Source organism: Candidatus Symbiopectobacterium sp. NZEC135 (assembly GCF_025962695.1).
The window spans coordinates 1-661 of the sequence record NZ_JAGFPF010001201.1; the positions used below are offsets into that span (position 1 = coordinate 1).

At 56.6% G+C, this 661-nt stretch carries 1 protein-coding gene; it reads right to left on the reverse strand.

Annotation, left to right across the window (positions count from 1 at the left end; all coding sequences use genetic code 11):
• The coding region (locus tag J5224_RS33330) for an SNF2-related protein (protein WP_264629173.1) at positions 1–661 on the reverse strand (661 nt) is incomplete at both ends.

Sequence of the window (661 nt, forward strand, 5' to 3'; positions counted from 1 at the left end):
GTGCTTCCGGCGTTTTACCGCCGCTCATGATGCCGGAAACTTTAATGGCGGTCTGGTATTGCGCGGGCAGCGGTAACTTGATCTGATGCAGCACCCGCTGCGGGAAGCCTTTTACGCCTTGGCGCGTATTGCGGAACAGCACGCGGCTGGTGCCGTGCCTGTCCATCAGCATGGCGATCAGTTCCTGACGCGCCGTTTGGCGATCGTCGGTGTCGCTATTGACCGCTTTGAGCAGCGGTTCGCAGTCTTGCTCGCTCAGCAGTTCGGTGAGCAGGTTCATCTCATCTTTGCTGAGGTTTTCACCGGCAAGCAGTAGCGCAACCGCATCTGCCACCGGACGATACTGCTGCTGCTCTTTTACGAATTCACGGTAGTCGTGGAAACGGTTTGGATCTAACAGCCGCAAACGAGCAAAGTGGCTCTCCTGACCGAGCTGCTCAGGGGTTGCCGTCAGCAGCAGCACGGCAGGAATGCGCTGTGCCAGCTGTTCAATCGCCTGATATTCAGGGCTAGGAGCGGCTTCGCTCCAGGAGAGGTGATGTGCTTCATCGACTACCAGCAAATCCCAATGTGCCGCCAGCAATTGTTCAAAGCGCGCCGCATTTTTCTGAACAAAACGTAGGGAGCAGATGATCAACTGCTCGGTTTCAAACGGGTTGCT